The sequence below is a fragment of the Rhodococcus sp. P14 genome (assembly GCF_000256505.1).
Classification (GTDB): domain Bacteria; phylum Actinomycetota; class Actinomycetes; order Mycobacteriales; family Mycobacteriaceae; genus Rhodococcus; species Rhodococcus ruber.
In genome coordinates this window covers 1-5,497 of record NZ_AJFC01000298.1, presented here as the reverse complement: position 1 = coordinate 5,497, position 5,497 = coordinate 1, and the positions used below count along the sequence as shown (strand labels likewise).

Here is a 5,497-nt window from a genome sequence, read left to right as displayed (position 1 = left end):
CCGCCCCGCCGGGTACGCGGCCGCCGCCGAATGCATGGCGTCGACCGACCACGGGCCGATCCTGCACACGCTGGCCGTCCCCACCCTCGTGGTGGTCGGCGAGCACGACCGCGTCACCGGCGTCGCCGAGTCGCAACTCCTGGCGGACGCCATTCCCGGGGCGCGGCTCACCGTCGTCACCGGTGCGGGTCACGCCGCGATCCAGGAGCAGCCCCGCGTGGTCGCCGGTGAACTCGTCCGATTCTGGGAAGAGATGGCGTGATGAGCGGAACCGTCGTGGTGACCGGTGCCGGGCGCGGACTCGGCTACTGCATCGCCGAACGGCTGTGCGCCGAGGGACGGCGCGTGGTGATCGCCGAGCGCAACGCGGAGAACGCCGAAGCCGCCGCCACCGCCCTGCGCGACCGCGGCGGCGAGGCGATCGCGGTGGTCACGGACATCGCGGACGCCGCGTCCGTGCGCGCTCTGGCGGTGCGCGTCGCCGAGGAGGGGCCGCTGGTGGGCCTGGTCAACAACGCCGCCGTCGCCGACGGTGTCGGCGGGGACGCCTTCTGGGAACTGCCCGAACCCGAGTTCGACCGGATCACCTCGGTCAACGTGCGCGGCACCTGGCTCGTGACCAAACACCTGTGGCCGCTGCTCGCCGCCGCCGGCGGCGCGATCGTGAACATGGCATCCGACGTGGCGTTCTACGGATCACCGCGGCTCGTCCACTACGTCGCCTCCAAGGGCGCAGTCGTCGCGATGACCCGTTCGATGGCCCGGGACGCCGGCCCCCACGGGGTGCGGGTCAACGCCGTCGCCCCCGGGCTCGTCCGGGTCGAGGCCACCGAGTCCGTTCCCGCCGCCCGCTACGCCACCTACGCGCAGGGCCGCGCCCTCCCGCGCGACCAGACCCCCGAGGACGTCGCCGGGGTCGTCCGGTTCCTCCTGTCGGAGGACGCCGCCTTCGTCACCGGCCAGACCGTCGTCGTCGACGGCGGATTCGTCCTGAACTGACCTGCTCGCCCGGCGAGCACCCGAACCCACGGAGAACCCATGGACCTGCACCTCACCGGACGCACGGTGATCGTCACCGGCGCGAGTTCCGGGGTCGGCCTCGCCACCGCCCGGATGCTCGCCGCCGAAGGCGCCCGCGTCGCACTCTGCGCCCGCGACCTCGCACGCCTGCGCCGCGCCGCCGCCACCCTGGCGGCCGACCCGGCCGACGTCCTGACCGCCGCGTGCGATGTCACCGACCGGAACTCCGTGCAGGCCTTCGCCGATGCGGTCGTCGACCGGTTCGGCGGCATCGACGGAGTGGTGTGCAACGCCGGGCGTTCACTGATGTCGACACTCACCGACACCACCGACGAGCAGATCCGGGACGAGTTCGAGCTCAAGATCTTCGGCGCGCTGCATCTGATCCGCGTGGCCCGGCCGGCGCTCGCGAAGTCCGATGCGGCCTCCGTGGTGATCGTCAACGCGATCCTCGCGCGGCAACCCGAACTGCGGCTCGCCGTCACCTCGGCCGCCCGTGCCGGACTGCTCAACCTGGCGCAGTCCCTGTCCGGGGAACTCGCCCCCGACGGCATCCGCGTCAACTCGGTGCTGCTCGGCCTCGTCGACACCGGCCAGTGGCAGCGCCGGCACGCCGAATCCGGCGCCGGCCGCGACTTCGACGAGTGGAGCGCCGAGATCGCCGCCGCCCGCGGAATCGGACTGGGCCGCTTCGGAACTGCGGACGAGGTCGCCTTCCCCGTCACCACCCTGCTCTCACCCCGCAACAGCTACGTGACCGGCGCGACCGTCGACGTCGGCGGCGGAGTCGGACGCTACGTCTGACCCGCCAGTGGTCATCTGCATCGGAGGAAACATGGACACCCCCTCATCCGCGCCGGGTCGGCGCGCCACCGGCGGCGACGTCCTCGTGTCGGTCATGCGCCGGCACGGCATCGACACCGCGTTCGGCGTCGTCAGCATCCACAACCTGCCCCTCGTCGAGGCCGTCGCCCGCGACCTGAACTTCGTCGAGGTGCGGCACGAGGCCGCGGCGGTCAACGCCGCGGACGGGTACGCCCGCGCCTCGGGCCGCATCGGCGTGGCACTGACGAGCACCGGAACCGGCGCCGGCAACGCCGCCGGATCGATGATAGAGGCGCTCACCGCCGGCAGCCGCGTCCTGCACGTGACCGGCCAGATCGAAAGCGAATTCCTCACGCCCGAACCGGCCTCGTCGAGCCGCGGCGTGATCCACGAATTCCCCCGGCAACGGCAGATGCTCGACGCCGTGTCCGCCTACGCGGCGACGATCACCGACGCCAAGGACGCCGAGGCGGAACTCGAGGCCGCGATCGGCCGCATCCTGTCGGCACCGCAGGGGCCCGCCAGCATCGAATGGCCCACCGACCTGCAGTATCTGGCGTCACCGGACGAGCAGCGGGCGGCCGATACCCGGATCGCACGGCCACCGGCCCCCAACGCTGCTGCGCTGGACCGCGCCGCCGCGGTGCTCGCCTCCGCCGAGCGGCCGCTGCTGTGGCTCGGTGGGGGTGCCGCCGGCGCCGGCGACGAACTGCGTGCCCTCGCGCACCGGCTCGGGGCCGGGATTCTCACCAGCAACTCCGGACGGGGCATCGTGTCCGAGGACGACGACCTCGTCGTCGGGAACTTCGCGGCCTCCCCCGAGGTCGCCGGGCTCCTCGCCGACGCCGACGTCCTGCTCGCCGTCGGAACCCACTTCCGGTCCAACGAGACCAAGAGCTACCACCTCGCACTGCCGGCGACCCAGGTGCAGATCGACGTCGATCCCGCCGCGATCGGCCGGGTGTATCCGGCCACGGTCGGCATCGTCGCCGACGCCCGCACGGCACTGCGCGGCATCCTCGACGCGCTCGACGGCGCCGGCCGGCGCGACGACTGGGCGGCCCGGGTCCGAACGGTGCGCGAGCGCAGCCGGGCCGCACTCACCGAGTACATCGGCGGCTACGCCGAGATCTGCGAGGGCATGCGCCGCGTGCTGCCCCGTCGGTCCGTGGTCGCCCGCGACGTGACGATCCCGTCCAGCCAGTGGGGCAACCGCCTGCTGCCGTTCTACGAGCGGGAGACCAACATCTTCCCGCTCGGCGGCGGCATCGGGCAGGGCCTGGCCATGGGACTCGGTGCGGCCCAGGCCCGCCGGGACGTGCCGACGGTCGTGATGGCCGGGGACGGCGGTCTGGCCGTGCACCTCGGCGAGCTCGCCTCGCTCGCCGGCACCGACGCGTGGTGCGTCGTGCTGGTGTTCAACGACGGCGGCTACGGCGTTCTCCGGAACATGCAGGAGGCCAACGGTTTCTGTCGGTCCGGGGTGGACCTGCACACGCCGCGGTTCGATCTGCTCGCCGCGTCGATGGGCATGCCGTACACCCTCGTGCAGCGGCCCGGCGTCTTCGAGGCCGCATTGGCCGAGGCGGTCGCGGCGCGCCGGCCCGCCCTCGTCGAGGTCGACGTGACCGCCCTCGACCCCCCGCCCGGACCGTTCGTCCCACCGGTGCACGTGCCGACGGGAGGTGCGCGATGAACTCGCCGGCCGAGGCGCTCTGGTGGGCCGGCGGGCAGGCCGAGACGGCGTTACGCGACGGCCGCGCGGTGCACCTGTGCGCCGCGGGTGCCGATGCCGAACCCGCCCTGCGCGCGGCGGGCCGTCACGAATCCCTGCTGCGCAGCCTGATCCTCGCCGATCCCGTGCTCGACGTCGACACCGTCGCCGGCGTCCTCGGCCGGATCACCGTCCCCACCCTGGTGGTGGCCTCCGCGCTCGGCGACGACACCGATTTGTCCGTACCGCAGCGCCTCGCCGGCGAGATCGACAACGGAGTCTTCGTCGTCGTCGACGGATGTCCGGCGCCCGTCCACCTCACGCGGCCCGAGTCGTTCGCCGAATGGGCGAGCGCCTTCGCCGCCATCGCCGAGGGACTCGCCGCCCGCTACCGCTCCGGGCTCGCCGCCCCCACCCCCCACATCGAAGGAGTTCTCGCGTGAACCGCACCGCGACGGCACGATCCGCCGAACCGTACCTGGAACCCCGACAGACCCATCCCGATCCGCTGACCCCCTACGAGGACAAGCTCGCCGGTTCCCTGATGGAGATCTTCGGGACCGGCACCCACGACCTGCCCGGTGTCGTCGAGGGACTCAACGGCCTGGGGCTGCACGGCCCCGACGGCCGGCCCTGGACCGAGGACACCTTCCGCGCCGAGATGCGACGACTGGGGAGATGACATGACCACCTTCGAGACCACACACACCACCACCGGGGGCTCGCGCCCGACCGGACCCCGATTCGCCGTCGGCACCCGCCGGCCGATGGACGCCGACGAGATCGCCGCGACCGGCCTGCGCGACCGCTGGTACCCGATCCTCCCGTCGCGCATGGTCGAACCGGGCGCCATGATCAAGGTCACCCGCCTCGGCGTGGACTGGCTGCTGTTCCGCGACGCGCGGGGCGCAGTCCACATGCTCGAGGACCGGTGCCCGCACCGCAGCGCGCCGCTGTCCGTCGGCCAGCACCTCGGTGACCGCGTCGCCTGCCTGTACCACGGCGTGCAGGTCGACGGCACCGGCACCGTCGTCTCCGTGCCCGGCATGCCCGGATGCGCGCTCGAGGGCAAACGCGCGACCGCGTCGCTGTCGGTGGTCGAAGCCGCCGACACGATCTTCGCGTTCGTGCCCCTGACCCACGACTCCGTGCCCACCCCGTTCGTGCTGCCGGACCGGCTCGCGGACGACGAGGTGTCGTGGTTCCCGAACTACGCGGAGTGGGCCGGGCCGTGGCGGTTCTACATGGACAACGTGCTCGATCCGATGCACGGGGCGTTCCTGCACCGCAATTCGCACTCGATGTTCGGCGGCGACACGTCGGCGCGGTTCCGGATCCGCGAGACCGGCCGCGGGTTCTTCTTCGAGAAGACCGACCAGCGCGGCGTGAACTTCGACTGGGTGGAATTCGTGCGCGGATCGATGGACTACGTGGACCTCGAGATCCCGTACGCCCCCAACGCCGGTCCCGGCGGGGTCTTCGGCATCGTCGGGATGTGCACCCCGATCGACCGGGACCACTCCGCCATCTTCCACTGGCGCACCCGGCGGGTATCGGGCTGGGAACGGGAGGCGTGGCGATTCCTGTACCGGACCCGGCTCGAGGAACGGCACTGGGAGGTCCTCGAACAGGACCGCGCCGTCCTCGAGGCGCTGGCTGCGGACGCCGACGTCGAGGAACACCTCTACCAGCACGACCTCGGTGTCTCCCGGATCCGCCGGATCTACCGGGCCGACGCGAAGCAGCAGGCGGCCGTGCTCGCGGGTGTGCCGGCATGAGCGGCGGGACCCTGATGCTCACCGTCGTCCTGCGGCACGACCAGAGCCGGAACCTCGAACAGTTGCAGGGCCGGCTCGACGACGCGGACTGGTGGCACGGGTTCCCGCCCGAGGGGTGCGAGGTCGTCTCGTGGGTCGTCGCGATGGGGATCGGCCAGAT

General features: G+C 72.4%; 7 protein-coding genes. All 7 read left to right on the top strand.

The annotated features are described in order from the left end of the window. Positions 1-262, top strand: a 262-nt coding sequence (locus tag OEY_RS0121015) for an alpha/beta fold hydrolase (RefSeq protein ID WP_010595745.1), incomplete at its 5' end; no start/stop codon positions are given. After that, positions 262-999, top strand: a complete 738-nt coding sequence (locus OEY_RS0121010; RefSeq protein ID WP_010595744.1) for an SDR family oxidoreductase — start codon at positions 262-264, stop codon at positions 997-999. The genes OEY_RS0121015 and OEY_RS0121010, both read left to right, overlap by 1 nt. Positions 1,000-1,038: 39 nt before the next feature. Then, positions 1,039-1,824 (top strand): SDR family oxidoreductase, encoded by a 786-nt coding sequence (locus OEY_RS0121005; protein WP_010595743.1) that lies wholly within the window; start codon positions 1,039-1,041, stop codon positions 1,822-1,824. Between the two features lie 31 nt (positions 1,825-1,855). Further along, the gene (locus tag OEY_RS0121000; protein ID WP_010595742.1) at positions 1,856-3,541 is read left to right on the top strand and encodes a thiamine pyrophosphate-binding protein; all 1,686 of its coding nucleotides are present in this window, start codon (positions 1,856-1,858) and stop codon (positions 3,539-3,541) included. Further along, complete coding sequence (locus OEY_RS0120995) at positions 3,538-4,002, top strand: alpha/beta fold hydrolase (RefSeq protein WP_010595741.1); 465 nt, start codon at positions 3,538-3,540, stop codon at positions 4,000-4,002. The genes OEY_RS0121000 and OEY_RS0120995 overlap by 4 nt, the downstream gene beginning before the upstream one ends. Next, a complete protein-coding gene (locus OEY_RS0120990; protein ID WP_003934497.1) occupies positions 3,999-4,241 on the top strand; it encodes a recombinase-like helix-turn-helix domain-containing protein in 243 nt (80 codons plus the stop codon). The genes OEY_RS0120995 and OEY_RS0120990 overlap by 4 nt, the downstream gene beginning before the upstream one ends. A 1-nt stretch (position 4,242) precedes the next feature. Further along, positions 4,243-5,337, top strand: a complete 1,095-nt coding sequence (locus OEY_RS0120985) for a Rieske 2Fe-2S domain-containing protein (RefSeq protein ID WP_010595740.1) — start codon at positions 4,243-4,245, stop codon at positions 5,335-5,337. The last annotated feature ends 160 nt before the right edge of the window (positions 5,338-5,497 follow it).

Excerpts from the sequence above, each read along its gene's own strand:
- OEY_RS0121010 (WP_010595744.1), top strand. The coding sequence starts at position 262 with ATGAGCGGAACCGTCGTGGTGACCGGTGCCGGGCGCGGACTCGGCTAC.
- OEY_RS0121005 (WP_010595743.1), top strand. The coding sequence starts at position 1,039 with ATGGACCTGCACCTCACCGGACGCACGGTGATCGTCACCGGCGCGAGT.
- OEY_RS0121000 (WP_010595742.1), top strand. The coding sequence starts at position 1,856 with ATGGACACCCCCTCATCCGCGCCGGGTCGGCGCGCCACCGGCGGCGAC.
- OEY_RS0120995 (WP_010595741.1), top strand. The coding sequence starts at position 3,538 with ATGAACTCGCCGGCCGAGGCGCTCTGGTGGGCCGGCGGGCAGGCCGAG.
- OEY_RS0120985 (WP_010595740.1), top strand. The coding sequence starts at position 4,243 with ATGACCACCTTCGAGACCACACACACCACCACCGGGGGCTCGCGCCCG.